14 protein-coding genes are annotated in these 21,174 nt (G+C 48.5%); 13 read left to right on the top strand and 1 reads right to left on the bottom strand.

The window, feature by feature from the left end; translation table 11 throughout:
- Nucleotides 1-271 precede the first annotated feature (271 nt).
- The 10 genes from H8B09_RS21820 (at nt 272) to H8B09_RS21775 (ending at nt 11,327) form a co-directional block, all read left to right on the top strand.
- Complete coding sequence (locus tag H8B09_RS21820; RefSeq protein ID WP_191205714.1) at nt 272-730, top strand: helix-turn-helix domain-containing protein; 459 nt, start codon at nt 272-274, stop codon at nt 728-730.
- Between the two features lie 127 nt (nt 731-857).
- Entirely contained in the window at nt 858-1,649 is a 792-nt protein-coding gene (locus H8B09_RS21815; protein ID WP_191205713.1) for a hypothetical protein, read from the top strand.
- Between the two features lie 160 nt (nt 1,650-1,809).
- A complete protein-coding gene (locus H8B09_RS21810) occupies nt 1,810-2,193 on the top strand; it encodes an ATPase (RefSeq protein WP_191205712.1) in 384 nt (127 codons plus the stop codon).
- A gap of 217 nt (nt 2,194-2,410) precedes the next feature.
- Nucleotides 2,411-2,698: an Asp-tRNA(Asn)/Glu-tRNA(Gln) amidotransferase subunit GatC gene (gene gatC / locus H8B09_RS21805; protein WP_191205711.1), complete on the top strand. Its 288-nt coding sequence runs from the start codon at nt 2,411-2,413 to the stop codon at nt 2,696-2,698.
- A gap of 38 nt (nt 2,699-2,736) precedes the next feature.
- A complete protein-coding gene (gene gatA / locus H8B09_RS21800; protein ID WP_191205710.1) occupies nt 2,737-4,194 on the top strand; it encodes an Asp-tRNA(Asn)/Glu-tRNA(Gln) amidotransferase subunit GatA in 1,458 nt (485 codons plus the stop codon).
- 274 nt (nt 4,195-4,468) lie between these two features.
- Nucleotides 4,469-5,908 (top strand): Asp-tRNA(Asn)/Glu-tRNA(Gln) amidotransferase subunit GatB, encoded by a 1,440-nt coding sequence (gene gatB, locus H8B09_RS21795; RefSeq protein WP_191205709.1) that lies wholly within the window; start codon nt 4,469-4,471, stop codon nt 5,906-5,908.
- Between the two features lie 148 nt (nt 5,909-6,056).
- Nucleotides 6,057-6,761 (top strand): MgtC/SapB family protein, encoded by a 705-nt coding sequence (locus H8B09_RS21790; protein WP_191205708.1) that lies wholly within the window; start codon nt 6,057-6,059, stop codon nt 6,759-6,761.
- Nucleotides 6,758-8,824, top strand: coding sequence for a DUF4097 family beta strand repeat-containing protein (locus tag H8B09_RS21785; protein WP_191205707.1), 2,067 nt, complete (start codon nt 6,758-6,760; stop codon nt 8,822-8,824). Before H8B09_RS21790 ends, H8B09_RS21785 begins: the two co-directional genes overlap by 4 nt.
- Before the next feature lie 114 nt (nt 8,825-8,938).
- The gene (gene perR / locus H8B09_RS21780; protein WP_191205706.1) at nt 8,939-9,361 is read left to right on the top strand and encodes a peroxide-responsive transcriptional repressor PerR; all 423 of its coding nucleotides are present in this window, start codon (nt 8,939-8,941) and stop codon (nt 9,359-9,361) included.
- A gap of 244 nt (nt 9,362-9,605) precedes the next feature.
- The gene (locus H8B09_RS21775) at nt 9,606-11,327 is read left to right on the top strand and encodes a glycosyl hydrolase family 18 protein (protein WP_191205705.1); all 1,722 of its coding nucleotides are present in this window, start codon (nt 9,606-9,608) and stop codon (nt 11,325-11,327) included.
- 94 nt (nt 11,328-11,421) lie between these two features.
- Here the strand turns inward: H8B09_RS21775 and H8B09_RS21770 are convergent, their stop codons facing one another.
- On the bottom strand, nt 11,422-11,820 hold the full coding sequence (locus tag H8B09_RS21770; RefSeq protein ID WP_191205704.1) for a DUF2614 family zinc ribbon-containing protein: 399 nt from the start codon (nt 11,818-11,820) through the stop codon (nt 11,422-11,424).
- A gap of 151 nt (nt 11,821-11,971) precedes the next feature.
- On the opposite strand from H8B09_RS21770, the gene H8B09_RS21765 reads away from it, so the two are divergent.
- The 3 genes from H8B09_RS21765 to H8B09_RS21755 all read left to right on the top strand — a co-directional run bounded on the left by H8B09_RS21765 (nt 11,972) and on the right by H8B09_RS21755 (nt 20,804).
- On the top strand, nt 11,972-12,847 hold the full coding sequence (locus tag H8B09_RS21765; RefSeq protein ID WP_191205703.1) for a nucleotidyltransferase-like protein: 876 nt from the start codon (nt 11,972-11,974) through the stop codon (nt 12,845-12,847).
- A gap of 420 nt (nt 12,848-13,267) precedes the next feature.
- Nucleotides 13,268-14,278: a copper amine oxidase N-terminal domain-containing protein gene (locus H8B09_RS21760; protein ID WP_224753878.1), complete on the top strand. Its 1,011-nt coding sequence runs from the start codon at nt 13,268-13,270 to the stop codon at nt 14,276-14,278.
- A gap of 1,198 nt (nt 14,279-15,476) precedes the next feature.
- Entirely contained in the window at nt 15,477-20,804 is a 5,328-nt protein-coding gene (locus H8B09_RS21755) for a glycoside hydrolase family 78 protein (RefSeq protein ID WP_224753877.1), read from the top strand.
- The last annotated feature ends 370 nt before the right edge of the window (nt 20,805-21,174 follow it).

The raw sequence follows: 21,174 nt of genomic DNA, 5'->3' as shown, positions 1-21,174 counted from the left end.
GCTGCCACTATTGTTCATTCGACTGATTGTTCTTTCCAGCCCATCTTGAACGAGTCTGACCAAGCGGAGTTGTACAACGCGTAGTGGGAGTTTCATGCGTTGCGAAACGACCTATCGTCACCTTTTATTACTTCTTATTACGTTTTGTTACTTCGACCTATTTACAGTAACTGGTTTAATGCTGTATATTAATCCCATACAATAAATTGTTACCTTTTGTTCCCTTCTGGAACGTTTGCGGATTAGAAATCATTCACGGGAGGCATAAGCAATGGAAGATTGGTATGATGCAGAGCAGCTGGCGCAGGCTTGGGGCATGCATGTCCGTACCATTCGCCGGTACATACGTGAAGGGAAGCTGCAGGCGAGCAAGATCGGCGGTACTTGGAGAATTGCGAAAGAGGATGCTGAATTGTTCGTTGGCAGAATCTCGAAGGAAATCAAGAAGAAGACGGATGATAACATTCAATCTTTTATCGATGAGGGCAAGGACAAGGATGGCGTAACGTTCGAGGTGTGCGCAGTCGTCGAATACCCTATGGGCTCGAGAGAGGCACAGCTTTTATCGCAGCACCTAGTCTCCATCATGAATAGTGATGATCCAACGCGCGGACCGGCCAAGATGCAATTTCAGAATTTTCCTGACGAGCATAAGTGCCGGTTTGTCATCTGGGGCAAAACCGCCTTCGTCGGTAAACTCCTTACAACGGTCTCAGAGCACGTGGAGTAGCTCTACATTTGATGGGCGATGATTAGCGAATAGAGAACTTCAAATGACCTTATTTATCTGACACGAAATCATTCCTCGACATCTAGTTTCTAACACAATTAGTTAATGTGAGAGGAGAGCAGCAACCATGACATCAAATCAAAACCTGGGGTATCTAGATAAGCTTCAAGCAATTGTGGAGTTGCAAGCAATGATAAAGGGTGCTCACATGTTATTTGACGAGCATTACCCGATTGCCATTTATGAACCCGACAATCAAATTCTCATTTATGACTTCGATAAGGATGCAGATGGCTATCAATTAGTTGGCGTTGAGCCTGACACGATGGGTTTATTCTCAGGTGTTCGCGCTGCTTTCCCGTTGCCGTGTTATGACAATAGGGCTTGTGTTGTGGTCAGTGGAGAGGTTTTTGATTCAATATGGGAACAGGTCATCGTCTTTCATGAGATGGTTCATTGTTATCAATTCAATACAAGTGAATTGGAGCTTAGAGCGAACTTAGAAATCGAGCGCACATCCGTTAACACAAACAATTATTATTGGGAACTTCATTATCCATTTCCATATGATGACGAGAATGTCGTTGCTCTTATCAATCAATTGCTTAGTAAATTAGCGGTTAGCGAACTTGATAGCGTCTTTGAAATTCGGAATGAATTAAGACGATATTTGAATACAGAACAATATGAATACATGGTGTGGCAGGAATGGAAAGAGGGATTTGCCAGATTTGTTGAAAATAAGATAAAAAAACAATTAAATCTAGAGGAACAACATGCGGGATCGGTGATTCCTTATAGCAGATTAACCTTTTATGAAACAGGCGCAAGGCTAATTGAGTGCATTATCAATGACTATCCTGAATGCATAAGGGACAGCAAGAAACTGTTCCATATCATGATGGAGAACGGAATCTAGACGCCGCCTAATCGGAGTTATGCCGTGCATGCCTTCAACGCTTTCTCTCCTTTCTCTTTTTTCAATTAGTAAGATTTCATTCCGATTGGACTTCCCTCTTATTTTTTAGTAGGATAGAGTCACGAACATTTCGGAAGCTTGGACAGGGGGGCAGCGAATCATGCTGAAACTTGGAGAGAAAGTCATTATTGTAGATGATCGTTTTGAGCAAAATTTGCCGATCGGCGAGTATGGCTACGTGATTGCGTATGATCGGAATGCCGATAATATATTTGAATATGTTGTACGTGTCCCGAAGGCAGGACGCAATTTCCTCGTGCCTGGGGATGATATTGAACGTGAAGATGTGCTTGTTCGCCAAGAGGTTGACCGGATCGAACGTGAGGCGTTGATCGACTATGCGCTGATGACGCGCAACGAAGAGCTGTTCCGTTTCATTATGAACGGCGGAGAAGAGCAGGAGCAGCAGGCTGAAGAATCAGCGGAAGAAACGCAAAGCCCTGAAGATTTTGTTCGTCAAATTCGTCTTAAGGCTTGGATTTAAGCGGTTCGCATATCAAGCTGCATTTCTATGTATGTATTATCATGAATAAGCAACGGCGTTCTGCAACGGATTATCCGAGCAGAGCGCTTTTTTGTTGGCAATCACTCTCTATTGTCCCATATCGGAAAGGGCTGCGCACTGCGCTCAGCACCTTTCTTTTTTTGTCGACCATCGGCTATAATAAGGGGATGATTGCAAGAATGGAAGGAGAATGACAATGAGCATTACGACGAACGATGTGCAGCACGTAGCCAACCTGGCACGTCTCGCATTGACGGACGAAGAGAAAGAAACGTTCACAGGTCAGCTTAACGCGATCTTGAAGTATGCCGAGAAGCTGAACGAGCTCAATACGGATGGCGTCGAGCCTACCAGCCATGTGCTGCCGCTTGCTAACGTAATGCGCGCTGACGAAGTGCGGCAATCGCTGCCGATCGAAGCAGTATTGCGCAATGCGCCTGACGAAGAGGATGGACAAATTAAAGTGCCGGCGGTGCTTGAATAGCACACGGTCCGGTTGATAGATGAAGGGAGGAACGACTGTTGGCACAATTTGATTTGCGCTTGCAGGATTTACATAACGGATTGAAGGACAAGCAGTTCTCCGTATCCGAGTTGACAGAAGCTTCGTTCAAACGAATCTCCGAGACGGACTCGGCGGTTCAAGCATTCCTTACGCTTAATGAAGAGGGCGCACGCGCACAAGCGGCGGAGCTCGATAAACAGCTGCAGGCAGGCGGAGAACGCGGTCTGCTGTTCGGTCTGCCATCAGGGGTTAAGGATAATATTGTTACGGAAGGGCTGCGCACGACGTGTGCGAGCCAGTTCCTGCGTAACTATGACCCGATCTATGATGCGACGGTTGTTCGCAAGCTGAAGGCTGCACAATCGGTAACGATCGGCAAGCTGAACATGGACGAGTTCGCAATGGGAGGTTCCAACGAGAACTCCAGCTTCTTCGCAACTCGCAACCCATGGAACACGGAATATGTACCAGGCGGCTCCAGCGGCGGTTCAGCTGCATCGGTAGCGGCTGGACAAGTGTACTTCTCGCTTGGTTCCGACACGGGCGGTTCGATCCGCCAGCCGGCTTCCTACTGCGGCATCGTAGGTCTGAAGCCAACTTACGGCCTCGTATCGCGTTTCGGTCTCGTAGCATTCGCTTCGTCGCTTGACCAGATTGGTCCACTTACGAAAAATGTTGAAGATTCCGCTTACGTGCTTCAAGCGATCGCTGGCTACGACCAAATGGATTCCACATCCGCTAATGTTGAAATTCCAGACTACACTTCTGCCCTGACGGGCGACGTGAAAGGTCTGCGCATCGGCGTTCCGAAGGAATACATGGGACAAGGCGTTGATCCGCAAGTTAAAGAAGCAGTTCTTGCTGCACTCCAAGTATATGAGAGCCTCGGCGCAACATGGGAAGAAGTATCGATGCCGCATACGGAATATGCAGTAGCAACATACTACCTGCTCGCATCATCCGAAGCATCGTCCAACCTGGCTCGCTTCGACGGCGTACGTTATGGCGTCCGTGCTGAGAATCCGGATAACCTGATCGACCTGTACCGCAAATCGCGCAGCGAAGGCTTCGGCTCCGAAGTGAAACGTCGTATCATGCTTGGTACGTACGCGCTTAGCTCCGGTTATTACGATGCTTACTATAAGAAAGCTCAACAGGTTCGTACGCTGATCAAACGCGACTTCGACCAAGCTTTCGAGAAGTATGACATTCTGATCGGACCAACGGCTCCTACGACGGCATTCCGTATCGGCGAGCAAGTTGGCGACCCGCTGACGATGTACTTGAACGACATTCTGACGATTCCAGTCAGCCTCGCAGGCGTACCAGCAGTAAGCATTCCATGTGGACTTGCAGAAGGCATGCCTGTCGGCCTGCAAATCATCGGCAAACCGTTCGACGAGTCGACGGTGCTCCGTGCTGCTCACGCATTCGAGCAGAACACCGACCACCACAAAGCTCGCCCGCAGCTGTAAGCTAACTAATTAATTTACTTAAGAGGAGCGCCGATCCGTTTAAATCGGTGCGACTAAATTAAATAGAAAACTTCAAGCAAGATGAAAGTCGCTCGCGAAGAGGGCGGAATCATTCCGTAGAAACGTTAGTGGTCGCCTTTGTCCACGGATTGTTACATTGTAACGATCTCATAAATTCAGACAATCCGGGGACAACAGCGATCGGAGGAATGATCCGCACGCGCAGCGAGCCAGACGACATCGAGCTTGCGAGAAATAGCAGGAGGATCAAACCATGTCGACCCAATACGAGACGGTCATCGGCCTTGAAGTGCACGTCGAGTTGCACACGAACAGCAAAATCTTTTGCGGCTGTTCCACAGAATTCGGCGCTCCGCCGAATACGCACACGTGCCCGATCTGCCTTGGCCATCCAGGCGTACTGCCGGTTCTGAACCGTCAAGCGCTGGAATATGCGATGAAAGCGTCGATGGCGCTAAACTGCACCGTTGCAGACGTGAGCAAATTTGACCGCAAAAACTATTTTTATCCGGACAGCCCGAAAGCGTACCAAATCTCGCAGTATGATCAACCGGTCGGCGAGCATGGCTGGATCGACATCGAAGTGAACGGCGAGACGAAGCGCATCGGCATTACACGCCTTCACCTCGAGGAAGATGCCGGCAAGCTTACGCACGTGGATGGCGGATACGCATCGCTCGTAGACTTCAACCGTGTCGGTACGCCGCTGATCGAGATCGTATCCGAGCCGGACATCCGTACGCCAGAGGAAGCGAAAGCATACCTCGAGAAAATTCGCGCGATCATGCAGTACTGCGACGTATCCGACGTGAAGATGGAAGAGGGCAGCATGCGCTGCGACGCGAACATCTCTATTCGTCCATATGGACAAGAGAAGTTCGGTACGAGAGCCGAGCTTAAGAACATGAACTCGTTCCGCGGCGTGCAGCGCGGACTTGAATATGAGCAATGGCGTCAAGCTGAAGTGCTGAACAGCGGCGGCGAAGTCGTACAAGAGACGCGCCGTTGGGACGAAGCACAAGGCAAAACGTTGTCCATGCGCGGTAAAGAAGAAGCGCACGACTATCGTTATTTCCCGGACCCAGACCTCGTTCGAGTCGTCATCGATTCGGAGTGGAAGGAGCGCGTCCGCGCTTCGATTCCAGAGCTTCCGGATGCTCGCAAAGCGCGCTACATCGCAGAATACGAGCTCCCATCGTACGATGCGGAAGTGCTGACGTCCTCGATGAAGATGGCGAATTTCTTCGAAGAGAGCCTGAATTACACGAAGGATGCGAAAGCCGTATCCAACTGGATCATGGGCGATCTTCTTGGTTACATGAATGCGAACAACCTGGAATTCGGCGATATTAAGCTGACGGCGCAAGGCCTTGGCGAGATGATCGGCCTGCTGGAATCGAATACGATCAACAGCAAAATCGCGAAGACGGTATTTAAGTCCATGCTCGAGACGGGCAAGCTGCCGAAGCAAATCGTTGAAGAGCAAGGTCTTGTCCAGATAAGCGACGAAGGCGCGATCAAGTCGATCTGCGAAGAGATCGTTGCGGCGAACCCGCAATCGGTTGCCGACTACAAGGCGGGCAAAGAGAAAGCGATAGGCTTCCTCGTCGGCCAAGTGATGAAAGCATCGAAGGGCAAAGCAAACCCTGCGCTCGCGAACAAGCTGCTTGTTGAAGTGTTGTCTTCCCTGTAAGCGAGGCAAGCAAAGCAGGATAGCATTTTCTAAAGCAAGAGAGGTGGCTCCCGGCCGCCTCTTTTTTATTATTAAGAAAAGATGATAAATACATCGCGATGCATACGATATGATACAATCATTTTTAACCGAAAGGATGGATTGCTTTATGACTAATGAGGTCGCAAGTCCTTGGTTCATTGATAATACGCATATGCTGCTGCGTATGGGGCTGGCATTGCTGCTTGGCGGCCTGATTGGTTTCGAGCGGGAACAATCGAATCATGCGGCTGGCCTTCGAACCAACACGCTAGTCTGCCTTGGTTCCTGCTTGCTGATGATGCTGTCCATGTACGGCTTTGGCGATTTTGCCAATGAGACGAATGTTCGGCTTGACCCTGCGCGTCTGGCAGCGCAAGTGATTACTGGAATCGGATTTCTTGGAGCGGGCACGATACTTTTTACAGGGAAGTCCATTACGGGTCTGACGACGGCAGCCTCTCTATGGGTTGTTTCGGCGATTGGCCTTGCGGTAGGCGCTGGCTTTTATTTGGGAGCGGTAACAGCTACGGCATCGGTTTTCTTGATTCTGTGGGGGATGAACAAGGTAGAGAAACGTTTCCTAAAAGGTAAGCGTGAGCAGATGATACGCATCTATGCGGATGATCGGTCAACGCTGCTTCAAGCGATGAATGCAATCATTCATGAGCAGGATATCGTCGTTCGCAAGATGACCGTAAGTGACCAGACAGACGTTCACGAAGGCCGTGTTATGGTGCAAATGTACGTGACGCTGCCGAAACAGTTGTCGATCATGCTGCTCGTGAATGAGATTAACGATGTCGGAGGCGTAAGAGGTGTGAGTACAGAATGAGTGATAAGAGGCGCAGCTTGGGCTATGCTGCCAGGCGTTGGGCCGCTGTGCTCAGCTCTTGTCTTGTGCCTGGGGCTGGGCACTTGATTATGGGGCGTCATGCGCGCGGTTTGCTGCTGATGGCAGTTGCTGTGCTCGATGCTGCGATGATCGTTCGGCTGGCGGATGCGGCGGGCGGCAAGCATTTGCTGCTCATTGTTTATTTGGGCATAGCGCTGCCTGTGCTTTATTTTTATGGTGTATTCGATATTTTGCAGACAACAGCGTCTAATCATACAGACGATCGAGCAGAACATACAAGCGATTCGGGTCAAAATGATGACGATAGCAGCTACAAACAACGTGTTCGCAATGCAATCGCAATTGTGGCGGCAGGGCTGGTGCTAACTTCTTTGCTGGTGACGCCGGACAAGCTCCGTCCCGTATTGGATGCAATCGGAGGTTATGGCACCCCGATTCTACTGACGGCAGTTGCCGTAACCATTTTACTTCGCAAACGTTCTGGCGGTCCGCGCCTTGGTCGCTGGACGGCGGTTGTCGCAACGACGGCTACTGCCGGGCTGCTGTTGTACGATGAGTGGACAGGCCATGAAAGTATTGCGAGCCTAGGCACTTGGTGGCCGATTCTGTTCGTCCTTATTGGTATCGAATTATTAGTGCATACATTACGACGCAGGAAGCCGATGCCTCGTCTGACAGCTGACGCCTCTGGCTTGATCTGGGCTGCGGTCATCGCCATAACTGCCTATAGCATTACACAGTACGCTGAGCTGCCTTACCGATGGCTTGATCAATGGGCTGCGCAGCGGAATGGTTATAGCAATTTCAGCGAGGAGAAAGGCTTCAACTTCGCCAAGCCTGACATTACTGCAGATCGTGTGGAGGATATGAAGCGGATTACCGTCGATAATCCGAATGGCAGCGTCAGCTTCAAGCGCGGGACGGAAGAACAAATCATTGTGGAATCGACAGTGTGGATTGACTCAGGCGATAAGCTAACAGCTGAAGCAGCGGCAGACCAGACGCTAGTTGAGCTGACGGTAGGGGAAGAGACTACGATTGTGACCAAAAGCGTAGGCTTTGGCGATAAAGGCGATCGCAGACCAAGAGTGAATCTTACCGTTTATTTGCCGCCATCGCTGGCCGATGCCCCTCCGCCCCCTCCGCAACAGGATATGACACAGGCTCCATCTGGCGAGACGGGGACTGGTCAAGCCTTATCTACTGAAGCATCCGATACGAATCAAGCCGCTGCTGAGACGGTAGACAGCCTTACCGATCAATCAGAGAATACATCGTCTGACCAGCCAGCTATCTCGGTAGACTCTGAGTTAGCCGCCGAGAGTACGGAAGAAGCCGCAGTAGATCAAGCAAACCCTTCTGATTCGGACCAGCCGCCTCCATCAACAGATGGGGAAGCACCAACTACAGAGGAGGCGCCAGTCGTACCGACATTAGACGTACATGTAGCGGTACAGCTTGGAGACGTCGATATTAACGGCATTACTGCTCCGATCGGGTTGTCTATCGAGGTTGGCGATGGCCGAATCCAGGCTGTTGATATAACAGGCAATGTGTCTGCAAGAACCGTCAATGGCAGTATCGAATTGAGCCGTATCGCCGGCGACATTACCGCGTCTGTCAGCAACGGAGCGATTGATGTGAAGCAGGCTTCAGGCAATGTAACGGCATCTACCGCGAATGGCGGCATACATTTGAATGAAGTGGCGCACGATGTTGAAGTAGACACGAAGAATGGCGAGATCGCGATCCATGAAGCGGGCGGCCGAGTCAAAGCGGATACGCTTAATGGCTCCATCGAAGTGTTCAGCGGAACGGTCGGAGGCGATTGGGACATCGTTGGACTCGTAGGCGATATTCGACTGAAGCTGCCGATCGCAGCCGATTATGAGTTGAACGGAACGGTTACTTTTGGAACCATTGATATGAAGCCAGGTCTTCCTCTGACAACAACGAAAAAAACCGTGCGGGGCACGGCGGGAAGCGGCGAGCATCGTATCTACATCAATGCGAACAACAGTATTTCGATTGCGCCATATTGACAAGTTTGGTAACATATATTCCCTATATATACTCGTGCAGCGGAGCGCTTACATTGACAAAAAGTTAAATCTGCACGTACAATAATTTTAACGATGCAGAAGGGCGTGAAAGGTATGGGTGCGACCGTTGAGAAAGCACTAGAACAATTGAAAAATAACGGCGTCCGAATGACTCCTCAGCGTCATGCGATTTTAAGCTATTTGATGAACGCAATGTCTCATCCGACTGCCGACGAGATATATAAGTCGTTGTCGCCGAGCTTCCCAAGCATGAGCGTTGCGACGATTTATAACAACCTAAGGCTGTTTGTTGAAGCAGGGCTTGTACGCGAGCTGACATATGGAGATGCTTCCAGCCGTTTTGATGCGGACCTATCCGATCATTACCATGCGATATGCAAGTGCTGCGGAAGAATCGTCGATTTCGAATATCCTCCACTGTTGGAGGTTGAACGGGCGGCATCGCAGACGACGGGCTTTACCGTCGAGGGTCATCGGATGGAGATTTACGGCGTTTGCGAGCAATGTGTGAAATAGGAAACGCGCAATATGTTTCAAGATTGAATATTCTGCGTGAATAACGTGCAGATGGAGGCTTGCTTCCCGCTGCACGTTTTTATTTGGCGAAGCAAGCACAGGCTTTAGAAGCAAGCAATTTGCTTACAAGTAGTATATACGAGGAAGTAAGCAAATTACTAAGGATATGCTTTCGAAGCAAGCAATTTGCTTACAAGTAGTATATTCGGGGAAGCGAGCAAATTACTTTTAGGAGCGTGTATTGGTGGAAACGATACGACTGCGCGTCAACAGCCGTAGGCGGCGCCGGCGCGGTTTTGCTGCAATTGTTGTACTAGTGTTGATTGGACTAGCCCTCGGGCTTTGGATAGGTTGGATGCAATTTGCTCCGAACAAAACGCAGGTCAAGCCGGATTACGGCGACCCTTATGCGCTCTTCTATAAAGGGGTCCGTTTAGAGCAGAACGCGATTATGGATGGGAACGAGTTGAAGCTGCCGCTGTCTGCGCTTGAGAAAGTATTCAGTGAGAATGTGATTCGCTATGAAGCGGCAAGCGGCTCGATCATCATGACGACGACTGATCATGTGCTGCGCATGAAGACGGACGAGCTGACGGCGACGTTGAACAGCAAACCGTATGAACTGCACGTAGCGGCGGAGAAGCGGGGAGACGATGTGTACCTGCCGGCTGCACCGCTGATTCAGCTGTATGGTCTGCAAGCGGAGTACCAGCCGTCAAGCGGCACCGTTACACTGATGCAGGCAGGGGATCAGATTGCACGGGTCAAACCTGCTAACAGCACCAAGGGTGTAGCGATCCGTACGGAGGCTTCGATTAAAGCGCCTATTGTCGAGCAGGTCGCAGGCGGTGAAGTCATTAGGCAGTGGAAGCAGGAGAACGATCGTTGGACGGTTGTCCAAGGTCCTAATGGTGCAGTTGGTTATGCGAAGCTATCGCAGCTGGAGCAGTCAGATAGTCAGATGGTGCCGATGCCGGAACTGCCGAAGCCTTTCGAAGCGCCTGCTCTTGCAGGAGGGAAGATTAATCTGACCTGGGAAGCGGTATACGACAACCCGACGAACACAGACAAAATCGGCGATATGCCAGGCGTTAACGTCGTAAGTCCAACGTGGTTCGAGCTTCAGAATGGTCAAGGGGATATCCGCAGTAAAGCGGATGCGAAGTATGTGGCTTGGGCACACAATCGCGGCATGCAAGTCTGGGCGTTGTTCAGCAACGGATTCGAGACAGGACGGACGACAGAGGCACTGGCAACAGTTGAGACACGGTTTAAGATGATTCAGCAAATTCTTGCGTTTGCTCAGCTGTATGACTTACAGGGCATTAACGTCGATTTTGAGAATGTGAATGTATCCGACAAGGACAATCTGGTGCAGTTTATCCGCGAGCTTACGCCGCTGCTGCATGAACAGGGACTTGTCGTATCGATAGACGTAACACCGAAGTCGACAAGCACAACGTGGTCTATGTTCCTGGATCGGGTAGCGCTTGGCAAAACCGTCGATTACATGATGCTGATGGCGTACGATGAGCATTGGGCATCGAGTCCGACTGCTGGATCGGTTGCTTCGCTGCCGTGGACAGAGCAGTCTCTCACTCGAATTTTGAATGAAGATAAGGTTCCACCGCAGAAGATCGTTCTGGCGATGCCGCTCTACACGCGTCTATGGACGGAGAAGGATGGCAAAGTGAGCTCGAAGGCTATCGGCATGGAGAGGGTAGCGACGATCATTAAAGAACAGAAGCTTACGCCTAAGCTGGACGAGGCATCTGGACAGAACTATGTGGAATATAAAGATGGCGACGCGCGTCAGCGGATTTGGATCGAGGATGAACTTTCGCTTCAGGCTAGAATTGCAATCGCCCATGAATATGGATTGGCTGGCGTTGCGACATGGCAGCGGGCATTCCAAGGCGGCGACGTGTGGACGACCATTGATAATGCGTTGAAGCAGAATCAGTAAGCACTTATAAGTTTATTGGATAGACAAATCCCCAAGCCTTAGCGCTGTAAGCAGACGCTGGCTTGGGGATTTTTGCGTGCGTTAGATAGCCCGTTTAGGCTTGCGGTGGTACAGCGGCAGTCGAAGCAGCAGGAGCTGCAGGCTCGTCCTCATATGCGCTGAAGTCGTTCGCGAGCGATTCTTCCATCGTCATTTTCGTCTTGCAGTGCATGCAACGGTCGGTCTTGCCGATCATCTTTGTCTGTTTCAAGCATGACGGACATTCGATAGTCTTCACGCTTGTCGACATCATCCCAGCCCAGAAGTAGATGCCGCAGCTGACTAGCAACAGGATGGATCCAAGCACCATGAAAGTGCCAGCGAATATCTTACCAGCGAGGCCGCCCCAGAATACGATGCCAGCGGTTCCGAAGATCATAAGTCCCATGCCGGCAAGCATGAAGAACAGACCCCAGAGGCGAAATTCGTTGATTTTAGCCGTTTTGAAGAACAATATAGAATCTCCTTCCAGTAATTGTCGAAAAAACCCGTCTGTGAAATCCGCAAAATGAGCAGGAATCCATCCGATCTTTGTCGAACAACTACATACTGATGACTAATATTATAGCTGAAACCTCGCGGTGAAGCTATATGGAGGCCTCACGTTGGAACATATCAAACAACACTTTATTGATCGTTATTCTGCCGACACCGGATTGATCAGCCTTGCTGCGATCGAGAACCCCGTTCGTTATAATCCGATGATTGATGGGCATGACTTACTGCTGTTGATCGTTACGGAGGAACCATCCCGTATAGGTCAGACTGAGCATTTGCGCATTGATGGCGTGCGTGTGCTTGTTCGAACTGTTGATCACGAGATGCTTCGCCGATGGATCTATGGCGGAGAGAATCGGAGCATTATTCAATGGCTGGAGCGTGGGCAGCTGCTTATAGACCGCGACGACTATCTGCTGAACATTCGCAACAACCTGATGCAATTCCCTGATCTGTGGCGGGAGCAGCGGCTTTTTGTCGAATTCGCTGCGTATATCCGTACCTATCTGCAAGCTAAGCAGGATATACAAGATCACAATCTGCTGGATGCTTACACGAGCATTCTGGCGGGGCTGCACTATTGGGCGCATATTGCGCTTATTGAAGAGGGGCAGCATCCTGAACTCACCGTATGGCAGCAGATCCGGCGCGTGCATCCGGGCATCTACAAGCTGTACGAGGAGTTGACGACGAGTGCGGAGACGCTCGAGCAGCGTGTGCAGCTCGTATTGCTGGCTTGTGAATTTACGGTTATGAGCAAAATGAAATCATGCTGCTCGCTTATCCTTCGCACGCTCGCAAGCCGCGAAGAGCCATGGAGCATCATGGAGCTGCAGCAGCACCCGATCTTCCTTGACTTGCACGTCGATCTGTCGCTCGTGCTGCAGAAGCTCGTCAACCGTTCTTACATCCGTGAAGTCGCCTACCTCTCCGAGTCCGGCGACCAAGAAGCGCTCGAGCTTCGTTATACGATTGTCTCCTAGTAGACTTCGTAAGATAAGAATACCTCTTGTCGAATGAATGCCTGGCATTTATAATATTTGACATATCAATCAATCGGGCAGGAAGCACCTGCCCGCATATGACCTTTTATTTGGTCGTGTGCGGGCGGGTGCTTTTTTTCGTTGCTGTAGGGGCGTGTGCCGTATGGTCAGTCTTGTGAGGGGTGATCGTCGTCTAACGGATGCTATAGTGCCTATTGTACAATTACGGGCGGGTTTCGTTCTGTAGCGGATGTCACGATGATTTCTTGGGTGGGCCTTATGAGGCAAATAAGCGCTGTGGGTGAGATGGTGGGAATGAGGTGATTATGTCGAATGTTGGAATAAATCATGTTTTCGGAAAAACAATCTAATGTTACCATATGATGTATAAATATTTTATTAGAAAAGGGATGATTAATAATGAATAAAGTAATTGAAAATGGACAAATCGATGCGATTTATAAAAGAATCTCAACTATGAAGAAACGGTTGCTGCTCCTAGTGTCTGTTGTATCGGCGCTGTCCGTGTCGATGACATCGACCGTACATGCCGCGGACGGTCCTTATTCGATCTCGAAGTTGATTCACACGCCACTGCCAATCGAAGTATTGGTAAATGCTCGTAAAATCACTTTTGCGGATGCGCGGCCAGTGAATGAGAATGGTTCGGTACTCGTTCCTGTTCGTGTAGTATCAGACAACCTTGGTGGAAAACTGTCCCTCGTCGGGAAGGACATTACGATTGTCAAAGGTGATCGTACTATTAAGCTAACAATCGGAGCCAAGACAGCAACGGTTAACGGAAAGGTGCTCGCTCTAAACGCGCCGGCTAATGCAGTGAATGGCCGCACCTATGTGCCGCTTCGGTTCGTAAGTGAAGCGTTTGGCGAAAGCGTAGAGTGGGATAGTATGAACCAGTTCGTTTGGATTGGAAGCAAAGACATTCCGAAGTTTGAGGACGTGGCGAAGTTAGTGGACATTAAACCGTTCCTACCGTATTACAAGGGATCAGAAGGTATGCTTGATCCATATTGGACGGGTACTAAAGCAACGAAAGCATATGTGTTGGAATATAAGGATTTTCCTTTCCAGCTTAATAGCTCGTATTACTATCGCTGGGATCTTATTAAGAGTGAGGGCGGCAGCACGTACATTCGTTCTTCGACCACTCAAAAAGGTTCAATGGGTACCGGTCTCTTCTTTCTATCGAATGATAAGAAGTATCGTAATCGTGGTGAGTTGACTGGTGTTCGGGAATCAATTGGGGAATATCGCATTCATTACTACAAGGAAGCAAGCATCTCAGATCAAGACGACTTTGGGGATACGAATTACATGAATTTTAAATTAAACAATGCTGACTATATTGGAATTAGTGGGGCTGTCGATACTAAGGCATTTCCGATTCTAGTCAAAAATCCATTTAACTAAAGGTGATACGATGAAGAAGTTCATTAACCTTATATTCTTGTTTACCATATTGGCGGGGCTTGTCCCCGCCATTTTTGTATCCGATGTTGCGGAAGCTGCACTTGGGGACAATGCAAGTGTGAAACCTATCAATAAAATCTTGGACGGCCAATCCCGTTATACTGCCGTAGGGTTCATGTACTACGAAATTTGGAGTAAAAATGACGGTTCGTGGGATCTAGCCCAACCCCATCCTACAGTATCTGGACAATCTGCTTCAACCGTGACGGTTACAAATCCGTATACCTTTAACTTTCCAGACCGAAGAGTTAAGGATGTCAAAGTGAGAGCCTTTGATCCTCAAGCCCATGGGAGCATTTTTAACGATTCTCGTACGGGGGAAGAGTGGACGGAATTTAGCAAATTTGTCAGTTCGAGTATCACAAACTATCAAACCTTAAACGTTTACGGAAAAGAGACTTCAACCGTTACCTTTACCGCCAGTGTATCAGCGGTACTTGAATCAGAAAAAGTTTACAATGTTCGTCAACAATCTGCGACTCAAGGTGTTGACTATTGCCCGAAATGTACGGACAAAACACTAATTTATCGCTACTATATTCCGATCCTCTTTGAAATCCAACTGTACGGTAAAGAAAATGTTCATTATTACCTCACGGACGGAACGAACATCGATGCTGACTTTACCAATCAGACACGACATGTAGATCAGGGAGAGTCACTAGGGTTCACACCAGCAACGAATAGTAAGTATTCTTATGTAGGCTACAAAAAGTCCACTGTCGGCCCCCCAAGTGGGGGAACGATTCAAACCGGTAACCCTCCAAATGTAGCGTACGATGGGACTTACGATATTTATCACGTAAATCTATATTATGAAAAGAAATCAGAAGGAACAGCATATATTAGACACGTTGATCGTAACGGTAAGCCGATCCCAGCACTTTCCAGTCAGGATCGAGATGTTGCACTAAACAAGGACAAGCCGTTCACACCGCAATCTGCAACTGCCCCGACAGGATATAAGTACGTAGGCTATGCAAAAACCACAACAGGAAAGCCGCCTTCAGATTACAACATAGCGAATCCAACAAGCGGTGAATATGTAGGATTTTCATCCTATGATGGCACGTTCAATGTCTACCTGTACTATGTGTATGATCTTGTAGCAACGCCGGGTACAGTACACATTAGGCATATGGTAAGGAAAGACGCTTCCAGTCCTTATGTCATGAAGGATGAAACGGTTCAGAACGTGCCGCTGCCGCACTCCCAACCCTACAGCCCTGATGAATCAAAGTACGGGAAATTCAAGGGACAAAGTGTCGGGAATACAGCATACATCAATACGGTTAGCGCAATCCCTAGTAAGTCGGTAACGGTTAGTTTAAATGCAACGACGAAAGAGACTTACTTGTCGTGGTTCTACGAAGAAGTGCCGAAACAAGATTTTTCCGGTGATTTTGATATAGTCCCATCGACCATTAATTATAAAGATTCGTTTACCTTACATCCCAAAAATTTTGACATGAAAACATGCGTCTATACCGGTCATCAATGGAAGATCGAACGCGATGGCATGGTAGACATAACACCTGTTTATAAGAGCATGACATCAGATACGACTTTCCCATATAGCTCTTATCCTTGGGTAATCGGAATTGGAACACACCAGATTTCGATGCGAATTTACACATCGAATTGCGGGGAAAGCGATTGGGGACCACCGAAGACATTGACCGTAAAAGGGCCGTCCAATAACCATCCGCCAATATTCCAGATTGCATGGGTTCGCCCGAGTGAGCCGACGAAACCTGTATATGAAGCGCAAGAAGGGGAAGTACTGACCCTTACTGTTATTCAAGATCCAAGCGTTCCAACACCAACCGATCCAGATGGTGACGACCTTTACTTTATGGGCTTCGATTTTACAAACAGCACCAGTTGGGCGCAGCAGATCCCAAGCAAATATCAGGAAGGTTTCAGTTCCTATCCAAACATCAAGATGGACGGCCTTGGTACGCATCCGGTTAAAGCAATGATGCGGGATCAATTCGGCGCTACAGCAACCGCAAGTACGTACGTTAGAGTGCTGCCGCCTAACCCGATCCCAATCATTAAAGGACCGAAACAAGTTGTAGAAGGAAGACCGCTACCGAGTGCGTTTGACGCAAATTCAAGCTATAGTCCAATAGGCCGCGCAATTAATCATGCACGCGATGAATGGACGAATCTTAAAACCGTCTACATGACTCCTGGCGTCGAGACGATCACGCTTAGTGTATATGATTCCATCGGATTGAAGTCCGTAGAGCCTGCAGTCCATGAACTAACCGTAATGGAAGATTTGCCGCCGATCGTTGGATTGAAAGGGGCACTATCCGTTATTCGGAACAGTCCATTCCATTATGTCGTATCGGCTACGAGTCCGGATGGAGACAACATTGTTTCCCTTACGGTTACACGCAAATACGATTCAGATAACGATGGGGATTTCAACGATGAAACGGGCAGCAATGTCACGTACGATTCGTCCAAGGGGTTCGATTTCACGTATCCGAAGATTGGAACGTATGAGTATCGGGTTTGTGCGACAGAAGATTGGGGCAAAAAGACGTGTTCCAGTTATTATGTCGATGTGCTGAATGATTCACCTACGGTATCTTTCGATGTTTCCTCCGTATCGACGCCGCCGAGCTTGATCGTCCCGACGCCGATTAAAGCGAGTGATATTGTCGCTTCAAAAGGGTGGAAGAATACCGATTACGCAATGGCAACTAAACCGATGGCCTGGGCAGCGAGTGAAAGCGGCGTTTTAGGTACGGTCCCATATAACGAATATAAGTTCTCGGAATATCGGGCGCTGACAAACGCTACAACTAAGATTTCAACGTATACTCACGGTAGGGGCCAAATAATTAACAGTTGGACCGAGTGGCAATTGGATAATTTCGTATGGCTGGGCAACGAATATTATGCACAAACAGCTACGGCCTATGGTCTAGATAACATTATTGATATCTATCGTTACAATCCCGCTGAGTGGTCCGGTTACACCTATCAGTTCCGCCGAGAAGCGAATACCGCATTGGGAATAACATGGCATGCAGAAAGGCTAGAAGATATCGATCTATTCAATAATTTAGTGACAACAGTTGTGTACGATCATAGCAATTATCCGACTGTAACTCACTATGCCTACTATACAACTGAAAGCTTTGTGAACCCGTCCGGTAAGCCATTCCAGATCGATGGCACACCACCTGTCACTAACAGTATAAAGTCAAAAAACTACTATCAGATGACCGGTCTATTCAACAATATTAACTATGATCTGGATGCTAAAGGCGCATATGCGACGCTTATTCCGTGGGATTTCAAGAATAGGTCGAATACAACTAAAATGTATCTTCCGCTTAACTGCTCTTCAAACCAGTATTGCAGTGCGGCGAGAAGCAATGATTCCAAAGGATTGACGTACACGGGGAATTATATCACTTATAATCAGCAGGATGATTCAAACCATCCTATTGGCTTATACGAGATAAACGGTAAAACCTTTGCTCCTAAACTATTGAAACAGATAGGACTCTACTGGACCGGTACACCATATTTTGTATCGCCAGATGGAAAGTATGCGTTGTTCTCAGTAGGCAGTCACCAATGGGACTTGGTAGATTTAACGACCGGTGCAGTGACTTCCAATGTGTTCGGTGGATCTATTCGAGTAGCCGGCTTTGCACAGTACAAAGACATTATTGTGGTCAATCTATTGGATAATCCAGGAGGGTATAAAGCGTATCAACTCGGAAAAACGTTAACGCCACTTTGGAGTTCTTCCAACAGCTTTACTAAGCTTGGCCAGGATGTTACGAGTGATGGCAAGCTATATGTATGGGAAGGCAGCATGTACTCCCCTGTATTTAAAGTTCAAACGCTGGACTTGAAAACAGGCAACGTGAATACGTTATCGACTATCGACGCTAGAACGCTAAATTTATATGTTGGTACGGGTTCAAGTGATGGTTATATATCCCCAAACGGTCTCCAACAGATCAGTGATAATTCCCTTACCTTTAGTTTGAACTATTCCGCTAATAGTGGAGGAGACTACAGGTATTACACGATATTGTTAGAGGGATCCCCTTCGGAAGATATCGAGGTTGGGACGCAGAACCAGTTGTTGAACGATACGAAATATACGAATACGCAGCTGCAGTATTCGGTTCGGGCACATCAGCTCCGAACAGACAGCTTGTATGCAGGATATGGCTATCGGATGCAGGACAATGAAAACGGCTATCGCGTTGAACAGAACCGTAAAAAGATACGGCTGGTCAAAATCGTAAACCGCAAGAGAACGATCCTCAAAGAAGTAGAGTTCGCGGTTGACGAGGGCGATTGGTCAGCAATTAAGATTGTGACGCAGGATGACCGTCATAAGGTTTATCTGAATGGGGTTCCGCTGATCGATGTTAGAGATGCGACATTCACGAAAGGTTACTTCGGGCCTTACTCCGAAATCCCGAAAACTGAGTTTAAAGCCCTTTCGTATGCAGATCTGGACGCAGCTGCAGATGGAACACTGCTGCATAACATCGTTATTGTCGGCAAGACCGCAGACTATAACACGCAATATACCGACACGGAGAATGACCCTGCGATCGTACCGCTCACGAAATGGACGTATGTTAAAACATCGGACAAGTTCTTAGATAGCGGCGATGGCAAATCTGGCAAGTCGGCTTTGGACGGGAAGACGTTTACGGCACCGCGAGCGGTGTTCGATAAAGTCGGCGTGTACCAAGTGAGCTATTCAACTGTCGATGATCCAATGCCAGCTCACTTGTATCCGGATATGCTGTTCGCGGAAGCAAGAAAAGAATCGAATACGTACGTCCAAGATATATTCGTTCACAGAGCGCCAATCTCGTTGTTCACGCTGCTGACGCGAGCTGATGGCACGATTGCATGGACGGACAATAGTTATGATCCGGACCGCTATCTGAGCCCGACGAATTATTCGACCGAGGATACCGGCATTGATTATTTCAAAACCCACGGCGTAGTCGAAAAGAAGTTCTACTACATTACGCCTAGCGGCGTCATGGTAAAAGAGAAGCTGGTTACACCGCAAGAGGTTGGTAAGTATGAAGTAGGGATGGCGGTGAAGGATGAATACGGCGCCTGGTCCGACTACTATGTTCAGTACATTGATGCCGGCAAAGTGGCCGTACCAAATACGCCTCCGGATCCTGGCTTTACGTCTACGCATATCAATACGTTCAGGGGTGTAGAGATTACCTTTGATTCCTATGCGAAAGACAAGGAGGATGGCGACCGTACGAAGCTGCCGCACGAATATTACATTCGTAACCTATCAAGCGGTACAACGGAATCGCTGCAGAGCACATCTCGAACGATCTGGACCAAGACCTTCAGCTCGATTGGAACCTTCAATATTCGGCAGGTCGTAGAGGATTCGCTGGGCGTGTCGGCGCAATATGAGCTGCAGGTCAACATTCATAACCGGCTGCCGAGCGCGAACGTAACCAATCCCAGTAGTGCAGACCAGACGAAGCCTACAAAGTTTTCGACAACACAGCCGACCTTCTCATGGACTTATGGCGATGCAGACGGGGACAGTCAAAAACAATACCAGCTCCGGCTTTATCGTTACGGAGGAATCCTTCAATCGGATACGAACATTCGCACAGGTGCTAGTCTAACGTTTACACCGAATGAGGAGCTACCTGAGAAGGTTAATATGTATGTCGTTATTCGGGTATACGATGGCTACGACTGGAGCGATTGGAGTGCGCCGAAGTTCTTCTATATTGAGACGAATCGTCCGCCTATTGCTCAATTTGATTGGAAGCCGAAGCCTGTGTGGGAAGGAGACGTACTTCAGCTTATCAACCAGTCAAGTGACCCAGATGGAGATGTGATCACTTCATCATGGACTGTCGTGACTCCATCGGGGAACGTTCGCAGTTACACAGAGACCCCGTTACTCGCCAATGTGGAGCCCGGCAGTTATACAATTACACTTGAAGTTTCAGATGGACAGCTGAGCGCAAGTGCATCTTCTATTATTGAAGTGCTTCCTTTATCGATCGAAGCAGATGTTCGTCATACGGATGAATGGAAGAAGACGCATGACCGCGAAGGACATGAGACTAACAAGAACCCTAAGGACTTCTATGCTGGGGAAATTATCATAGCGAATGCTCGACCAACGGCAGGCGCACCTGTTAAGCAGGTCACGGTTAAACTTGTCGCAACCGGGTTGGATGGCAATGATCTTACTCGGGAATGGCAAATGATTATGGGCGGGAGTGCAGACGTGTACGCTGCAGAACTGTTCGATAAGAAATGGGCGTCACTGAAAGAAGGATTGCCACAGGGGTTATACAAGCTGAAGTTTACTGTCATCTATTCAAATGGTACAACCAAGACAACGTCGGTTCCGATTCAGATCATTGGTTCGGTGTATAAGGCGGTAGGCGTACATAGAAGGCAGTGAAATCATGTTGTGCAGCCCATAACAGAGGCGTTTTAATCTTTTGTGAGAAAAATGTCGAAACCGTATTGACTGTTGTGGGCTGTTCATGATAAATTAGATCTCGCCGCTTTTGAAGCGGGCTCACCACAAGAAAACAAGCTGAAAAAACTTTAAAAAAAGTGCTTGCAATCGAGTGAGTGAATGTGATAAATTATTAAAGTCGCCGCTGACGAGGGGTCGACAAAAAGAAACAAATTATTATCACTTTAATTGTTCTTTGAAAACTGAACAACGAGCGAAACTGTCAGTTTAAATGTTTTAAATGAGCTAAACAAGCACTTCTTTTATGGAGAGTTTGATCCTGGCTCAGGACGAACGCTGGCGGCGTGCC

This window comes from Paenibacillus terricola (assembly GCF_014779765.1).
Taxonomy (GTDB): Bacteria; Bacillota; Bacilli; order Paenibacillales; family Paenibacillaceae; genus Paenibacillus_T; species Paenibacillus_T terricola.
Note: the sequence above shows the minus strand (reverse complement) of the source record. Positions and strands in the feature narration are given on the sequence as shown.